The organism is Saccharicrinis aurantiacus (genome assembly GCF_001660705.2).
GTDB lineage: Bacteria > Bacteroidota > Bacteroidia > Bacteroidales > Marinilabiliaceae > Saccharicrinis > Saccharicrinis aurantiacus.
The window spans coordinates 271,838-288,466 of record NZ_LYBV02000027.1; the positions used below are offsets into that span (position 1 = coordinate 271,838).

Sequence of the window (16,629 nt, forward strand, 5' to 3'; positions counted from 1 at the left end):
TAAAAAATACATTAGGGGTCATTTAAAATACAGATCTAATGTCTTTTGCTATTTTCATATGTAAGACCTTGGCATAGGCTTTTTGAGTAATAGAGATATTTGAATGTCCAAGTAATGCACTTACCGTTTCTATTGGTACATCTTTGTTTAGGAGATAAGTTGCATAAGTTTTGCGACCAACGTGTGAAGTTAGTTTTTTATTAATGCCCAGGAGTGAGGCAATCGTTTTTAGGTGTGTGTTGTACTTCTGGTTTGAAACTATGGGTAATTTGAAGTCATACTTTTGCAATATTTTAACTGCATTGGGAGCGAGCGGGATATTGCATTCAGCAGTCTTTACTTTTTGGCGAACTTTATTTATCCAAAGTCCGTCCTGTTCGAATAGGATATTCTCTTTATTTAGGTTTTTCATATCGATAAATGCTAAACCGGTATAGCATTGGATTAAAAAACAATCTCTTACATTATTTAGGGCTTCACTATCAAAGCGATAATTTGAAAGTCTTTTTATTTCAGCATCTGATAAATATATAATGTTCGTCCTTTCACGATAGTTTAACTTAGTAAAGTTGGGGAAGTGGGTACTATATTGTCTATTGTATGCGAATATAAGCGAGCTCTTGAAGAAGCTAATTGTTTTCTTGCAATAACCAATACTGTATTTGCGCTCATTTATTATTTCATGAGCTAATTTGTCAATTACATAATCATTGTATTCACTTAAGCTACAATTGAGAAATCCTATACTAGTTAAAGCTATTAACACAAGAGTGGCATATCTATTATCTTTCTTAAAAGCTTCAGTACTGTTAGTCGGGTGTTTGTTTGTGATATATTCCTTTATTATTGATTTTATGTGAGTGGTTCGTTTCTTTGTATTTTTCTTATACTCCTCCTTTATATGTTTAGCATTTGGTGCATAGTCGTCTAAAAATGCTGCATTATGATAAATCTTATTAAGCTTAGTTGTTATACTGAGAAGGGTTTTATTGTATGAGTCTGCCAGGATATCGCTGTGTCGAACTTTTTTGTATCTATTGTCGAAATCTTTCTCAAGTATCCAAATGTTGGTTGAGATCTCTGCTCGTTCACCGTTTGTAGTAATTCTGCAAAAAATGGGGATTTGCCCTCGTTTGTTGCGTTTGTTTTTTGCAAGCCAAAAAAGAATTTTCATGTCGTAAGTAAAATTAAGGTACAAAAAAACCCAATTACATTAACTGTAATTGGGTTGCTTAATTCTTACTTAAAAGAGTTTACCTGCGGAGAGAGAGGGAACTGAAAATTTGCTTCAGGTGCCCGTATATCAACGCTTTATGTTTTGTAATTTTAAAGTCCGCTGTAAGTCCACCAAAAATGGCTTGAAATTGCTGTTTCAAATGCTTTTTAATGAGCTTATTTCCCTCCAAAAGTACGAAAAAGGATTCGAACCTAAAAATGGCTTTTTGTCAAGTTTTTTGAGTAAGAAGGATAGGAAGTGATTCCGTCGATATACTATTACCAAAACCTATTATCAAATAACTATATTGTTTTGATTAGAAGGCTAATATTCGCAACAATAGTTAATTGTTTTAGGAGTAATTTTGTGGAGATAGTTATTGCCAATAACCTTTGATTATTTCAATGAAAAAGTAAGTTATAAAAAAAATGGAGGCTAGTAGCAATCTGTTTTAGCGGAAGAATAAATAATTCTAAGTACTTATGGATAGATCTAAATTGGCTAGATTGTTTTTATCCGTTGATGGAGTATTGGTATAAGCAATTAATTACCTGTAATAAAGCTTTTTGTTCAATTATAATCAGTACCTTCTATATCTAAAGAATACTCCAAATGAAGGTATCTGTAAATAGAAAAGACATCACTTTTAGTCCAGACCCTAGTAGGGTAATTGCACGTTTTATGTTTACAAGTGAAGAGCGAGCTATTAAGATCATACGTTATGTTTTAAATATGAATGAAAATGACGCTTCATTTGCCTTGCAACAGACCTTAAGGGATTACTCGATGCGACATAGAAATATTTCTAAAATATTTGAGAAACATTTTAATAGAGTTTTACACGTATTAACTTTCATGCAAATAGATCCTGATACAATTGAGTACGCTAGTAAAATATTAATTGGGTCTTTTTTTACAATGGAGTATTCCATAGAATCAGCAGCTTTTTTTAATCCATCTATGGTCGACCATCCCGACCAAACAGAAATAGCGCATGGTCATAAAAGAGTAATTCTTAGCTTTAGAGCTACAGGAGAAGGTCATATCTCGTCTATAGTATTTAGAACTGGGGTGCTGAGTGAAAACGACCATATTACGCTTGAGCCAACAGGTAATTTACTAGAGGAGGCCGAATCTATTTGGAGGTTCAATTATAACAAGGAAGATTTTGCCCGTAAAATTGAAGAAATGCAAGATTTTCATAGCATTATACCTCCTGAATTAATTTTAGACAAACTGAACAATCAATTTACTTACGGGGAATTGCATAAATGTATCAGAGAAACAAGGACATCTGTGCACTTGGCAAAAGATAAAGAACACCTTTACAATCAAATAATATGGTTGGCATCATCGCATTACGAACTTCAATTCTCGTTAGATACAAATATATCCGAAAGAGTAATATTTCCTGTATCAGCCAACGAAAAAAATGGAATTGAAGATGCACGATTTGTTAAATTTAAAGATGAAGATAATAAAGTAACCTACTATGCCACCTACACAGCATTTGATGGAACTACCATTTTACCTAAACTACTAGAAACCGAAGACTTTTATCATTTTAAGGTAAGTCCGCTGCATGGTGAAATTGCTCAAAATAAAGGTATGGCTTTGTTTCCTCGAAAAGTTAATGGAAAATATGCTATGCTTTGCAGAATAGATGGCGTTAATAATTACATTGCTTTTTCGGATAATATTACCATTTGGAGAGAAGCAGAAGTGTTACAACAACCCAAATACTCATGGGAACTAATTCAGATTGGGAATTGCGGTTCTCCTATTGAAACGGAAGAAGGATGGTTGGTAATAACCCATGGTGTTGGCCCAATGCGCGAGTATGTATTAGGTGCGGCATTGTATGATTTAAATAATCCTGAAATTGAAATAGGAAGATCTAAAACACCACTTTTAATACCAAATTCAGAAGAAAGAGAAGGTTATGTACCGAACGTAGTATATTCATGTGGTTCAATGGTGCACAATGGTGAATTAATTATACCATACGCCATGTCAGACTATTCGTCTACGTATGCAACAGTAAATCTTAAAGAACTTCTTGATGAGTTAAGTGGTTCTATGTAAGTGTACTGCCTTGGAAGTGTATTATGATATGGCCTGTATTAGGTTTAATATATATTATCCCTATATACATTCATCTAGTTTTGAGTTAACACATATTACGTATTTCTATAGAAAACCTAATGTTTTTGTATGTATTGATAGCAATATTAAAGTTCTCTGGCCGATATACTTATTAGTGTTTTTTAGTTAAAAATTAAGCATTTATGTTATGTTGCAAAGCCGTAACTTATTGAAATTGTTTAATGTTGTACTGGGGCGAGAGTGATAAATTGATTATCAGTGGCAAAGTTCAATTTCTTATTGCTTAGCCATAGCTACGGAATGAAAATTTGCAAAAGAACAATAAAATAAAGGTATTACTCACATATTTTGGATGTAACTTTAATCAAACTTCATTAAGTAAAATTAATAGATAATCTAATTTTCTATTCACCATTTAATTCGTATTTAATGAATGTATTACTTGATATTGGGGTATTACTTATTCTTGGGTATACAGCAGGATGGATGCTTAATAAAATTGGCCTTCCTAAAATTGTAGGTTATATTTTGGTTGGAGTGGCGTTAAGTCCTAATACATCACATTTAATAGGGCAAGATACAATAGAAACAACAAAACCTTTAATGGATATCTGTTTGGCTTTTATCGCATTTGAAGTTGGTGGAGCTTTAAAGTGGTCCAAGATAAAGATACACGAAAAGGAGATAGTTAATATTACCGTATTGGCTAGTATAATTCCATTTATATTGATTGCTCTAACTGTATTTATTTTCGGTGTAATTTTTCCTTCACTATTACCTTTTGGTTCAATAGGGAATTTATCATTAGCTTTATTATTAGGTGTGTTGGCCAGTCCTACAGCTCCTGCTGCAACTTTAGCTGTAATACATCAATATAAAGCTAAAGGAAAGGTAACAGATACAATTCTAGGTGTAGTGGCTTTAGATGATGCGGTGGGTATTATTTTATTTAGTATTGTAATCAGTATACTATCCATGTTTTTGGGTGACCATAAAATGGTTGAAAATGCTCATTTAAATGCCGTATACCGTATATCAATGGCTATGTTTTTGGGAGCAGGAATAGCCTTGTTAATGAATTTGCTTTCAAAAATGTTGCAAATTAAAACTGAAGGGCAATGGATTGTTATTATTACTTCAATGCTTATTCTATGTTTGGGAACTTCTAAGCTTCTGCAGGTGGATGAATTACTTGCGAATATGACTTTGGGGCTTATGATTGCGAATAGAAGTAATCAGCATACAAAAATATTTAAGGTTGTTGAGCGATATACTGAAGAATTGATATTTCTTATTTTTTTCCTATTAAGCGGTTTACACCTCAATTTTACAACTATACCGCAGTCTATATTTTTAATAAGTATTTTTGTGGGACTTCGAATTGTAGGTAAATATATTGGAGTAAATATAGGCGCACGTGCTGCTAAGGCCGATACCTCAATACGCAAGTACACTGCCGGTGGATTATTGCCTCAGGCAGGTGTTGTAATCGGATTAGTACTTAGTATTAGTCAGAACGAAATCTTTTCAGATATTTCTGAAGTACTTTTAACGACCATAATAGGTGCTACAATTATTAATGAATTAATTGGACCTATTATCACAAAGCTTACCTTAAAAAAAGCTGGAGAAATAAAAAATGAGTAATCACTTCAATTTTTAACTGCTAAAATAGATCTATGCTATAGTAAGCTTTAATACTCCTAATAATGAATTAAGATACATTAAATGTGTGAATTATATAACTTATTATCAGTTATATGTAATGAGATGGATCTTGATTAAGCTTAACTTTATAATGCATGAATTATTATTAAGTTCCCAGCAAGTAAGGCTAGCAGCTATTAAAGGCAAATAATTATTCTGTTTGTTAGGGATTGTGAAATAAATAAAACTATTAGTAGATGAAAAATTTATTATATATCATATCCATGTTACTTTTCGTTATCTGGGGAATATTATATTTTGGTTTCGAGACTTCCGAAAATGTGAATATTCTACTGGTGGTAGCGGGTATGGTTATACTTGCAAGAATAATTTTTGATAAAAAATTGTAGTATTAACTTTAAATATAGACGACATGTTTCCAAAATTGAAAAATGCAACATTACACCCAGGCTGGACTGATGATTATTTTTCAGGTTCGTTATGGGCAGATGACAAGTATAGTGTAGGTGTTTATATACCAGCTGTTAATGTTAAAGAAGATGAGAATAAGTTTGATATTGAAGTTGCCGCTCCTGGTATGGAGAAGAAAGATTTTAAGATTGAACTGAATCACAACGTACTGACTATTTCTTCAGAAAACATGAATAAAAAAGAGGATGATACTGAAAAAATAACCAGAAGAGAATTTTGCTACAGTTCATTTACTCGTTCATTCACATTGCCAAACAGTGTAAAAGATGATGGTATTAAAGCTTCCTATGTAAACGGTATTCTAGATATTAGTATCCCTAAGAAAGAAGAAGCCAAAGATAAAGGGCCAAAACGAATAGCAATAGCATAAAAAAAGTTCCTGAATAAGGAACTTTTTGCTGCAAGAATAGCTTAGTAATGATTTTTTAGGAATAAATTTCTTTTCTAAGCTCGAGAACTAGAATTTCTTATTGCAATTGAAAACACCAAAATATGAATATTTTAGAGGGTAAAATTATTGAGTTTAAGGAGCAATATGAAGCTAATAATGAATACTACCAGTCAGCATTAACATTTCTAATAGATCAAATAGGCTCCATTAAAGGTGTTGAGTCCATTTCAGGAAGAGTTAAGGATTACCAAGAAAGCATTACCAAATTTGAAAGAAAATACTTACCCAATATTACTTCAGAGAATACCACTTACAAAATAATCGACTATTTATCTGATTTTATAGGTATCAGAGTAATCTGTTATTATTTAGAAGATGTAGAAAAAATAAGAAAAGAGTTATACAAAACATTTCACGAGGTAGATATTACTGATAAAACTTTACTGTTAGAAAAAACCGAGGATAAATTTGGTTACAAAAGTCTTCATCTAGATTTAAAGTTAAAGAAGAATGGGAGCAGAGTTTCTGAAAGCAACATGTATTATAAGTTGCAATTTGAACTACAAATACGAACAATTATTCAGGATGCTTGGAGTGTTTTAGATCATAAAATTAAATACAAAAAGAGCATACCGCATAGCCTTAAAAGAAGGATTAACCGACTTTCGGCCTTGTTTGAAATAGCCGACGATGAATTTCTTCATATAAAAGATGAGATAGCCTTGGAAGAAGATAGAATATCTGAGCGTATTCAGAAAGGTGCACATGTAGAACAGAATAAACCTTTGGATGTATTTAGCTTTTTGTTTGTTGCTTTAAAATATTTTCCTGAGTATAATTTTATTGAGTTTAAAGTAGATGGATTCGTTCAGGAAATACTTAGTATGCATAGGTTTATAACTGAGAGCGAACTCAACGAGGCATTGCTTAATTATTTAGCTAAAACAGGTTTAATTGCAGAGAAAGAAAAGAGGGGCTTAAATCCTTATAATAAAATTAGGTATTGCTTATACTTGAGCAACGTTAAGCTATTTAATCATATACTATCTGCTTATCAAAAACAGATAGTGCATCATTTAATATTATAGAGACAGAATGGTCCTAATGGATCAGCACATCAATTTTCTCCATAGCATATTTGGTTATATACTTTTAAGTAGCCTTCTATCATTTTTTGTTGGCTAAACATAGATGCTACCCATTTAGTACAATCACCTCTGTTGATGTCGTGAATTTGTGCTGTGGCATCAACTGCTTCATCAATATTAGTAACAAGAAATCCGGTTTTCTCATGAAGTATTAACTCGGGCATAGAGCCTTTGTTAAAGGCAATAACGGGAGTGCCACAAGCCATGGCTTCTATCACACTTAGGCCAAAAGGTTCGTTAAAGCTTATGGGATGTAAGAGGGCACATGCTTGGCTTAATAATTCTAGGCGTTGCGTAGGACCCGAATTCCCTACGTACACTATATCTTCATTATTAATATACGGTTTTACCTTTTGGTTAAAGTACTCTTGATCTTGTATAAAACCAGCTATAATAAGTTTTCGTTTGGTTTTTTTTGCAATCTTAATAGCTTCGTAAGTACCTTTATCAGGATGGATTCTTCCAAAAAACAACAAGTAATCATCAGGCTCACCTTTAAAAATAAATTCGTTAATGTTTATTCCATTATATACAGTGGCTGTGTATTTAAGATCAGGATTACGATCAGAATCGCTTATTGAAATATAATGGCTCGAATTATTATATTTTTTGTACACCGGAATTATTTTTGGCGAAGAAAAACCATGGATAGTGGTAACAATTGGTGTTTTAATAAGGCGAGAATAACTCAAGGGTAAAAAGTCGAAATTATTATGAATAATATCAAACTGGTCGGCCTGTTCCATTAAATTACTAATGTGTAAACACTCTGCTACTTTAGGATCTACACTAGAATCCTCGGCATACGCATGTTCGCATACCGATAGCAATTTGCCTTTGGTTTGGGAGTTTCCCGTTGCAAATAAGCTTACATCCATACCTTTTTCAATTAAACCTTCTGCTATATTTGAAGCAACTTGTTCCCACGGTCCATATCTCAAAGGTGGTGTACGCCATGCTATTGGTGCTAGTATCGCTATTTTCATCTGATTATAATTTTAAGGTTAAATAGTAATTGAATCAACTTTTTACATAGAATCGCTTGTGTAAGAAATATGACTCTTGCTTTATTAATTAGTAGTAGGCCAATAATGATAATATATCAGCCTGATAGCTGTATTATTTAAGTTTATAGCGTTTACATTGCAGGTCTACTGCTTGTTAAGCAATGATCAACTAAAGATTCAATGTACGCAGTTCCTACACACATTACGCTATCGGCACCTCCCCAATATATTTTCACACTTCCATCATCTTCAGCAACTGCACCGCAACAGAACACTACATTATGCACATAACCTACCAACTCGTACTGCTCTTCTGGCTGCAAAATCCAGTCATCTCCAACAGCTATAATCTGAGACGGATCGTTTATGTCATGTAATGCTACCCCTAAGCGGTAAACACTTCCATCCATGGTAGGGAAAACACCATGATATATATTTAACCAGCCTCTAGGTGTTTTTATGGGAGTTGCCCCGGGACCTATTTTCATTTCATCCCAATGATATTGCAAGGGTTTCATAATTAGTTTCGATTCTCCCCAGAATTTTAAATCTGGAGAATAGGATATCCAGATCGACCATGGTGATATTTCAGAATGAGGACGATCGAGACGTGCATAAAGGCCATTAATTTTCTCAGGAAAAAGTACCACATTTCGGTAATCGGCCTCAGTTATTAGCGAGAACCTTTCAATTGTTTCAAAATCTTTGGTTTTGGCTAAGCCTATGCGTACACCATGTTTTGAATATGCGCTGTAGCTTATTAAGTATTCATCATCAATTAACGCGATTCGCGGATCTTCAATTCCATAGGCTTCGTATTCTTTAAATTCACCTTGAGTTGCAGGTGTCATAAAAGGAGCATTGTCTACCTTAAAAGTATACCCATCTGTGCTTGTGGCTTTACCTAAAATGCTTCTTCCATTAGGCTTGTGCGATCTAAATATCATAATATACAAACCCTGATGCTTTACCACAGCAGCATTATGTACTGTTGCTACTGGATAAGGAACATCATCTTTAGTAAGAATAGGATTGTTGTTATATCGTTTAACTAACATGATTATATATTATTAAGCATCTGTTGTTTCAAATGATGTTTTCTTGATATAAGAAATAGATTCGTCATGTTTATGAAACTCTTCATAAGCTTGCAAAACAGTTAAATGAGAAATAAGATAAGCTAGGGAACTTTCGGCACCTTGGTTACGATTAACGCCATAGCTTTCAAATCCATCGCAACAACCATTGGTTTCAAAATCGTACAAACTCATTCTAAGATCATTCTCCCCTAAGAACCATAAAAACGAAGTGTATAGCTTGTTAAGGTATTCTTTGTTTTTGGTAACTAAGTAAGCTTGATGATACATTAAAACCATGGCCATAGCATCCACAGGTTGTTGGGCATATACCGAACGATGCTCATCTTTTTTATACCATTTTTCGTTACCAATAACCGATAAGTAGCTTTCGGTGAGCGTATGCGAAGTCAGAAAATCCATACTACTAATGGCTACCTCCAATACACTATCATCATTTAAATATTTCGAAGCATGAAAAAGGGATAAAGGCAAAATACCATTGTCGTAGGTTAACAAAGGTTCAAACCAATCCCAGTTTTTCGATTTATTTTGTTTGTAGTGCATCATTAGCTTCTGCGTCATAGCTCTTAATCTTTCGATTAGTGCATCATCTCCGGGGTTTGTTTCGAGGTAATAGCACAACCCAATTATTGTATTTGCAATGCTTCGGATTGCTGTTAATTTGTCGAAATGAGGAGCTGCATTAAAAAATATTTCTCTGCCCGTTTGGTAATAGGCATCATTGGGCGCATTAGCCATTAAATAACCCAAAGCCCAAATAGTGCGTCCAAAAGAATCCTCAGACCCTACTTCGTCTAAATAATTTCTATTGAAGCTTAAAAAGTTCCTAAAAGTTCCATCATTGTTTTGCATATAATGGATATAGCTTAAGTAGATTGGGCACAATTCCAAAGCCTGTTCATCTTTTATTTGGCGATAACTCATTAATGCCATCAATAAAGCACGAGCATTATCATCTAAACAATACCCTTCTTTTAGGTTGGGGATACCAAATTTTGCATGCTGTATTATACCCGTATCATCCGTTAAACGATTAATGTGAGCAAGTGAAAAGGGTGGCATAATAAGCAGATCTAATATGGTATCTTTTTTTTCAACTTTGCCAGTATTATTTTTAATAGCTAGCTGTAAAAGGTTAATATATTTTATGCCCGTTAAGGGCCAGGTAATACTTTTCCCATATTCTGAGGCTTTACTTTTAAGTAGCTTGAGTTCTGAAGGATGATCAAACAAATCATTTGCCTGGATAGCCAAAGCTTCAGCGTCGTTAAAATCAAATAGTTTACCTCTGCCATTGGCTAATAATTCTTCGGCATGCCAATAAGGTGTTGAAATTACGGCAGATCCCACACCTACTGCATAAGAAAGGGTTCCGCTAGTAATCTGAGCCTTGTTTGTATAAGGTGTTATATAAATATCGGCAGCTGCTAAGTATTTAAAGAGATCATTTACATCTAAAAACTCATTTATAAATACTACATGTTCTTCTAAATGAAGGCTTTTAATAAGGCGCATTAAATATATTCGATATTCTTCGCCAGAATATTTTAATATATTGGGGTGAGTTTTTCCTAATACCATGTAAACAACATTGGCATGTTTTTTAATTATAGCTGGCAAAGCCTTAATTACGGTTTCTATACCTTTATTGCGACCAACGAAACCAAAAGTCATCAGCATTCTTTTGTTATCGAGTTTTAACTCCTTCTTAGACTGCTTTGCGTTGAATTTAATATCAGGCACCCCATGATCTATAAATTCAATTTTCTCTGCAGTAACATCATAAATACTGGTTAAGAAATCGATGGCCTTATGACTCATCACCACAATTTTTTGTGCCATCTTACATATGGCTGCTAAAATGGCCCTTTCGTTATAACTAGGTGTTTCTAAAATAGTATGTAGTGTTACAACTAGAGGAATCTCAAGTCGGTGCAGTAGGGGTAGAATGTAAACACCACTTTGTCCGCCAAATATACCAAATTCGTGCTCTAGCACACAAGCGTCGGCACCACTATGATTGATGAATTTTGCAGCTTGTAAATAATCTTCTTGGCGTTCTTGCCTAATAATTTGTTTAACCTCTTTGGGGTATTTGTAGGTGTTTGTATAATCATTCATTGCCACTACAAATCCTTCGTTTGTAAATTCAGATTTTTTATTATTGTTTACAATTGAATTATACAGGTCGTGTGTAAATGCACCAATACCACATTCGCGTGGTGGATAGGTGCCTATAAATGCAATTTTCATAACGTAAAAATTAGTACCATTACACAAATGCAATGGTTGTTTATTTTGGAGTATGTGTGGCCAAGTTTGATGCTTATTTATACTTATTGTACTTCAGTTTTATTTGCTTTTGCTTTTCGTTTGGCTTCCTTGGCAGCACGTTTCTCTTTTAAGTTTTTTGCAGGAGCCTTTTTGTTGTTTTTTTTACTTTCTTTATCTTTTGACATAACCTATGTATTAACATTATTAATTGTTTACTATTGAGGCGATACAGGTAGCGTGAATTTTATTTCACTGCCCTGATTCATATTATCAGCGTTCCATATTTTTCCCATGTGCAGTCCTATAAACTCTTTGCATAGCTTTAGTCCAAAGCCAGTGCCTGCTTCTCCATTGGTACCCAGCGACGATTCGTTGTTTTTAGTGCTGGTTAAGGTGCTCATCATTTCAGTATTAATCCCAACTCCATAATCTTTTATGGTAACCTCTAAAAAATCATCATTCTTTGCCGACATAATTTCAATATGCCCATATTCAAAAGAGAATTTGATGGCATTATTTATTAGGTTACGCAGTATGCTTTTAACCATGTTTTTATCAGCATAAATTTCTACTTCTTCAGAAACCTTAGAGTTTATACCTATGTGCTTTTGGGAGGCATATAATTTAATGTTCTTCATTTCATCAACTAAAATGTCATTAAAAACAAAATATTCGGGTTGGTATGATTTGCCTATATTTTTAGAGTTAGCCCATTCAAGGAGATTGTCGAGCATGGATGCTGTATTATCGGCCGCCTGTAATGAGAAAGTGATGTATTGTTTAATTTTGATTGTATCTAAATCAAGTATTTCGTCCTTTAAGAGACTCAAAAAACTGATAGTTGTGCTCATCTGATTTTTCAAGTCATGCCCAATTATTGCCAAAAGCTTTTTATTTCGAGCTATTAGTTCATTCTGTTTTTGCTTATGCTGTTTTTTAAGCTGAAAAATTATTGATTTTTCAGATGTTTTTATGGTGTTCTGGTTTTTCATCTGTCTATTATTAGCTGTATTAATTGATCAGATTCTTACTACTTTGTCATATTGATTCGTAACCGCTTTTAATTACAGTAGAAATCATTTTAAATCGCCCCTTGGCTATTATGTTATTAGAAGTGTGGGCCGGAATTATTATTCCCTCACCCGTATTAAGCATGTTCGATTTTTTATCAATAATAATTTCTGCAGTACCTTCGATAATTTGAATAAAGGTATCGAAGGGAGAAGTTTTTTCGGCCAATGCTTCGCCTGTATCAATAGCAACTACATTTACATTCCCCGTTGTTTTACGAATAATAGTTTTGCTCACCACCGAATTTGAAATGTATTCGATAATTTCAATTAAAATGTGAGATTTCGCTTTTTCAATTTCTGGAGTTTGCATAGATGCCTATTTAAGTAATTAAAGGTATCTTATTGTAAAAGCCAATGTATTATACAATTGAATGTTTTATTTACATCATTCACACATTTTTTAATAGAGGCATTTATTTATAGTCCATAAACAATTCTAAAATGGTAACCATACACTGCAAAGGTAATTGCATCTATAAGTAGCGTCGGTTTTTTAAACAAGGTCCATGCCAGTAGTTTCCAATACTCCATTCTTCCCTTGTCGATAATACCAATTAAATAAACAGATTTAAAGAACGCACCTAATAGCGAAAAATTAATTCTTTTTTGATTGTAATTATTATGCTTATAGGTTGCAAATAATTGCCTTACCCTTTTGTAATAGGGTTTAGATGCATAAATGGAACGGATAATTTTTTTGTACCCTAATATTAATTCATCATAGTCCATATTTGGGATAAAATTAATGGAAGAATCAGTATTGTTTCCAGTTGACTCATTTGTTAATCTGTTTTCTGCGTATAAACGATGATACAATAGTGTGTTTTTAGGGGCATTTAATAAACCTACCATTGCCGAAACAATGCCGCTTTTTTGAATAAAGTCTATTTGTCGCTCAAAAATACTAGGGGTATCGCTGTCGAATCCTACAATAAAACCTCCTGAAACTTGTAGTCCGGCTTTTTGAATGGCCTGTATGGATTGTATTAAGTCTCTATTTTTATTTTGTGTTTTATTACAATGATGCAGCGATACTTCATCAGGCGTTTCTATACCTATAAAGGTAGATGTAAAACCACTTGCCGCCATAAGAGCGAGCATTTCTTTATCATCGGCCAAGTTTATGGTGCTTTGTATGTTAAAAACAAATGGATACTTTCGCTTGTGCATCCATTGTTTTATCTTGGGTAGATACGCCAATTTTATTTCCTTTTTATTACCAATAAAATTATCATCAACAATAGAGACAGAACCACGCCAGTTAAGCTTATATAGCGTTTCAAGTTCTTTGAGGAACTGAATTGGACTTTTCATTCTAACCTGATGCCCTAATAGAGAGGTTATTTCGCAAAAATCGCACGAAAAAGGACAGCCTCTCGAAATTTGCACATTCATAAAGGCGTATTTTTTCATATCTAATAAATGATAATCTGGTATTGGTGTTAAATTAAGGTTTGCATGTTTATCGGTTTGGTATACTGGTTTAAGGTTCCCAATGGATAAATCGGCCATAAAAATAGGTAAGGTAATCTCGGCTTCATTCAGCACAAAATAATCTATATGCGGATAGTTTTTATATTCTTGGGTAAAGAGAGGACCCCCTGCTACCATGGGTTTATTTAGTTTTTTACATTTTTCTATTATGTAATTAACCGATTGTTTTTGAATGTACATTGCACTGATAAAAACATAATCGGCCCACAAAATGTCTTCGTCTTTTAACGAAGTTACATTCATATCAATCAACTTTTTTTGCCATGTGGATGGGAGTAATGCCGAAACGGTAATTAAGCCAAGCGGTGGAACTGCTGCTTTTTTTGAAATAAACTTAAGTGCATGCTTAAAGCTCCAGAAGGAATCTGGATATTGGGGGTAAATTAATAATATATTCATACAATCTATCTGTTGTTTAACTACATTTAGATGTAGTTAAAATTGGATAGAAAAGTTCGTAACATAGTACTTAAATAGTATTATAATATTCTATGAAATATTTACATCATTCACATCTTCAAGTGTGTCGCGCCTTTTGTTTTTCATAATTTTAAAGCTCGATGGGGTGAGACCAGTAATTTTTTTAAATTGATTAGATAAGTGAGCCACACTGCTATAATGCATTTTATAAGCTATTTCTGACAAATTAAGCTCATCATAAACAATGAGTTCTTTTACCCTTTCAATTTTGTGGGCGAGATAGAATTTTTCGATGGTTATACCGTTTACTTCTGAGAATAGATTAGCCATATAGGTATAGTTGTGATTAAGTTTTTGGCTTAAATAATTAGATAGGTTAACCTTTATCTGATCATCGGTATAATGCACCAATGCTATTATGGCATTTTTTATACTTTCAATCAGAATGCTTCTTTTATCATCCATCACAAGGAGTCCAGATTTTCTTAATTCTACATCTAGTTCCTTAATTTGATTGGCAGATAATTTGCCAATAATTTTTGCCTCTCCAATTTTTACATAAACATGCTGCAGACCTAATTTATCAAGCACCGATTTTACTACTATTTGGCAGCGTATACAAACCATATTTTTAATGTAAATCTTCAATCTGTTGTAGCTTTGATGTATATTTTAAATGACTCATATAAAGGTACAACTAAAAAGACTATACTTTACCTAAAAACAAATGTTTATATAGTCCAAGTATAATAACATCGTGCAATTTGTTTAGTATTTTTTCTGCATTTTTTCTGCACACTTTTCTGCATAGAAAAAAACTATAAGTACTGACTTCTCTCCAAACCTAGTAAAAAGGATTGGAACCTAAAAATGGCTTTTTGTCAAGTTTTTTGAATAGAAAACTTGACGTTTGGAATTGAGAAGATTTAACGAGAGTAAATATTCGCAATATTACTCTCGTTATGTTTTGAAATGGAAGAACTACTCACTTTAGGAGAGTTAAACCTGATGTTTAAAAGAAATAAAATTTAGCTTATAAAGATCTCTTTATAATTATTCTCAATAATAAAAACTTCTTCTTTTGTAAGTTCTTCAAAATGATTTTCTCTCTTTTTATTTGATAATTTTCCTTTGCTTTGATTTAATAATTTAATAAGAAGGTCAACTTTTGTGTCCGGTAAATTAATAAAGGAATTTATTCTGTTAGTTAACATGAAAAACAATTACTTTCCATGAAAAACAATTATTAATTAAATGTTTTTATGAAAAGTAATTACAGAAGTGTTGGGTATCCTTTAAAGAGTAAGACTTAGAATAAGTGTTATTTATATTGTATTCCTTTGAAATATAGTTGTATACTATAATTTACCACATCCCTAGATACTAAATATTCAACAGGATTTGTCTGGCGTGCTCATATATTACGACAGCATTCTTAATATGAGGAGCAGATGAAATCAATAAACTATACCCTTGCAGGTATAATTAGCCTTGCATTGTGCTGAATTATACCCGAAAGGGTATTGCAAAGGAATTTATAGCCGCTCAAACTCCTCTTGACTAATGCAAAAGAGTTCTAATATAACCTCCAGTTCTTTATGTGTATAATAATGAGCACGTTTATTTTTGGTATGAAGACAAATTCAACTTTTTGGTTTTGAAGGCATAAAAAGATCATTCTTTAGCTTGGGTGATCAAAAGGCTTTAGATATTATTCTGCAATACTTTTATTTCTTTTCACAGAACTTAATTACTCCACTTACTACTTAAAATTTATTGTATAAAGACTGAATATACTCTTGGCACTTAACAATGTTATCGGTGAGCATGTCTTATATAAGCTAATTTACTATTGATACAAGGAGGATTTGCAAAAAGCACGCTCAGTTAAGCAAAAAGCAGTCTCAAAGTTCGATAAATATTAGCTGCAGTTTTTACTAAGTACTCTAAATATTATCTACAAAAAAGACAAAGTACTATAAAGCAAGTATGATATAGTCTGTATAATATCTAATTATACTCTACAAACGCTAAAAAGCATGAAAAAGCACTCAAAAGCAGTCTGATTATTGTATCAGATATTGCTTTTGAGCTTAATTTCGTGGCTTTTGAGGCTTTTTTTGTACCAAGGGGCTTATAGTTTTTCAAATTCCTCTGCTTCAATACAGAAATGTTCTAGTATTACCTCCAATTCTTTGTGAGTATAATAGTGAGTACGTCTATTTCTGCTGATCATATTAAGCTTATTTTGCAAATTTGGA

The 16,629-nt window shown here is 33.0% G+C and carries 13 protein-coding genes; 4 read left to right on the top strand and 9 right to left on the bottom strand.

The window, feature by feature from the left end:
• Positions 1-22: 22 nt before the first annotated feature.
• Positions 23-1,174 carry a site-specific integrase gene (locus A8B35_RS12645; RefSeq protein ID WP_075603132.1) on the bottom strand — a complete coding sequence of 384 codons (1,152 nt, stop codon included), beginning with the start codon at positions 1,172-1,174 and terminating at the stop codon, positions 23-25.
• Positions 1,175-1,828: 654 nt separating this feature from the next.
• Here A8B35_RS12645 and A8B35_RS12650 point away from each other — a divergent pair.
• From A8B35_RS12650 to A8B35_RS12665, 4 genes are all read left to right on the top strand, one after another.
• A complete protein-coding gene (locus A8B35_RS12650; protein WP_075603133.1) occupies positions 1,829-3,301 on the top strand; it encodes a glycoside hydrolase family 130 protein in 1,473 nt (490 codons plus the stop codon).
• A 450-nt stretch (positions 3,302-3,751) separates the two neighbouring features.
• The gene (locus A8B35_RS12655) at positions 3,752-4,969 is read left to right on the top strand and encodes a cation:proton antiporter (protein WP_075603134.1); all 1,218 of its coding nucleotides are present in this window, start codon (positions 3,752-3,754) and stop codon (positions 4,967-4,969) included.
• A gap of 433 nt (positions 4,970-5,402) precedes the next feature.
• Positions 5,403-5,831: an Hsp20/alpha crystallin family protein gene (locus A8B35_RS12660; RefSeq protein ID WP_075603135.1), complete on the top strand. Its 429-nt coding sequence runs from the start codon at positions 5,403-5,405 to the stop codon at positions 5,829-5,831.
• A gap of 122 nt (positions 5,832-5,953) precedes the next feature.
• Positions 5,954-6,940 carry a GTP pyrophosphokinase gene (locus A8B35_RS12665; RefSeq protein ID WP_075603136.1) on the top strand — a complete coding sequence of 329 codons (987 nt, stop codon included), beginning with the start codon at positions 5,954-5,956 and terminating at the stop codon, positions 6,938-6,940.
• A gap of 29 nt (positions 6,941-6,969) precedes the next feature.
• Here A8B35_RS12665 and A8B35_RS12670 read toward each other — a convergent pair whose 3' ends face one another.
• From A8B35_RS12670 to A8B35_RS12700, 8 genes are all read right to left on the bottom strand, one after another.
• Entirely contained in the window at positions 6,970-7,986 is a 1,017-nt protein-coding gene (locus tag A8B35_RS12670) for a glycosyltransferase family 4 protein (RefSeq protein WP_075603137.1), read from the bottom strand.
• Between the two features lie 152 nt (positions 7,987-8,138).
• A complete protein-coding gene (locus tag A8B35_RS12675) occupies positions 8,139-9,065 on the bottom strand; it encodes a glycoside hydrolase family 130 protein (RefSeq protein WP_075603138.1) in 927 nt (308 codons plus the stop codon).
• Between the two features lie 12 nt (positions 9,066-9,077).
• Complete coding sequence (locus A8B35_RS12680) at positions 9,078-11,360, bottom strand: glycosyltransferase family 4 protein (protein WP_075603139.1); 2,283 nt, start codon at positions 11,358-11,360, stop codon at positions 9,078-9,080.
• 83 nt (positions 11,361-11,443) lie between these two features.
• Entirely contained in the window at positions 11,444-11,566 is a 123-nt protein-coding gene (locus tag A8B35_RS23760; protein WP_262506914.1) for a hypothetical protein, read from the bottom strand.
• A 30-nt stretch (positions 11,567-11,596) separates the two neighbouring features.
• Positions 11,597-12,373, bottom strand: coding sequence for a sensor histidine kinase (locus A8B35_RS12685; RefSeq protein ID WP_075603140.1), 777 nt, complete (start codon positions 12,371-12,373; stop codon positions 11,597-11,599).
• A 46-nt stretch (positions 12,374-12,419) separates the two neighbouring features.
• Complete coding sequence (locus A8B35_RS12690) at positions 12,420-12,764, bottom strand: cupin domain-containing protein (RefSeq protein ID WP_075603141.1); 345 nt, start codon at positions 12,762-12,764, stop codon at positions 12,420-12,422.
• 107 nt (positions 12,765-12,871) lie between these two features.
• Positions 12,872-14,347 (bottom strand): B12-binding domain-containing radical SAM protein, encoded by a 1,476-nt coding sequence (locus tag A8B35_RS12695; RefSeq protein WP_075603142.1) that lies wholly within the window; start codon positions 14,345-14,347, stop codon positions 12,872-12,874.
• A gap of 90 nt (positions 14,348-14,437) precedes the next feature.
• Complete coding sequence (locus A8B35_RS12700) at positions 14,438-15,016, bottom strand: helix-turn-helix domain-containing protein (RefSeq protein ID WP_075603143.1); 579 nt, start codon at positions 15,014-15,016, stop codon at positions 14,438-14,440.
• Between the last annotated feature and the right edge of the window lie 1,613 nt (positions 15,017-16,629).

Excerpts from the sequence above, each read along its gene's own strand:
- A8B35_RS12650 (WP_075603133.1), top strand. The coding sequence starts at position 1,829 with ATGAAGGTATCTGTAAATAGAAAAGACATCACTTTTAGTCCAGACCCT.
- A8B35_RS23760 (WP_262506914.1), bottom strand. The coding sequence starts at position 11,566 with ATGTCAAAAGATAAAGAAAGTAAAAAAAACAACAAAAAGGCTCCTGCA.
- A8B35_RS12670 (WP_075603137.1), bottom strand. The coding sequence starts at position 7,986 with ATGAAAATAGCGATACTAGCACCAATAGCATGGCGTACACCACCTTTG.
- A8B35_RS12685 (WP_075603140.1), bottom strand. The coding sequence starts at position 12,373 with ATGAAAAACCAGAACACCATAAAAACATCTGAAAAATCAATAATTTTT.
- A8B35_RS12680 (WP_075603139.1), bottom strand. The coding sequence starts at position 11,360 with ATGAAAATTGCATTTATAGGCACCTATCCACCACGCGAATGTGGTATT.
- A8B35_RS12675 (WP_075603138.1), bottom strand. The coding sequence starts at position 9,065 with ATGTTAGTTAAACGATATAACAACAATCCTATTCTTACTAAAGATGAT.
- A8B35_RS12660 (WP_075603135.1), top strand. The coding sequence starts at position 5,403 with ATGTTTCCAAAATTGAAAAATGCAACATTACACCCAGGCTGGACTGAT.
- A8B35_RS12690 (WP_075603141.1), bottom strand. The coding sequence starts at position 12,764 with ATGCAAACTCCAGAAATTGAAAAAGCGAAATCTCACATTTTAATTGAA.
- A8B35_RS12695 (WP_075603142.1), bottom strand. The coding sequence starts at position 14,347 with ATGAATATATTATTAATTTACCCCCAATATCCAGATTCCTTCTGGAGC.
- A8B35_RS12655 (WP_075603134.1), top strand. The coding sequence starts at position 3,752 with ATGAATGTATTACTTGATATTGGGGTATTACTTATTCTTGGGTATACA.
- A8B35_RS12645 (WP_075603132.1), bottom strand. The coding sequence starts at position 1,174 with ATGAAAATTCTTTTTTGGCTTGCAAAAAACAAACGCAACAAACGAGGG.
- A8B35_RS12665 (WP_075603136.1), top strand. The coding sequence starts at position 5,954 with ATGAATATTTTAGAGGGTAAAATTATTGAGTTTAAGGAGCAATATGAA.